The organism is Pseudomonas sp. AC463 (genome assembly GCF_979253585.1).
The window spans coordinates 1-272 of the sequence record NZ_CEEDDZ010000612.1; the positions used below are offsets into that span (position 1 = coordinate 1).

1 protein-coding gene is annotated in these 272 nt (G+C 57.4%); it reads left to right on the plus strand.

Translation table 11 applies throughout. The features are described 5' to 3' along the window. Positions 1–272 (plus strand): TRAP transporter large permease subunit (locus AC0IYH_RS31660; protein WP_471838208.1); only part of this gene is annotated, 272 nt, incomplete at both ends.

Sequence of the window (272 nt, forward strand, 5' to 3'; positions counted from 1 at the left end):
CTATTCGGCCTTCATCGCTCTGTTCGTTTACAAGGATCTGACCTTTCGCGAGACCCCCAAGGTTCTCCTCGACTCGGCCAAACTGAGCATCATGCTGATGTTCATCATTGCCAACGCCATGCTGTTCGCCCACGTGCTGACCACCGAGCAGATTCCGCAGTCGATCACTGCCTGGGTCGTCGAGCAGGGCTTCAGCCCGATCGAGTTCCTGATCGTGGTGAACATCGTGCTGCTGATCGCCGGTACCTTCATGGAGCCGTCGGCGATCATCC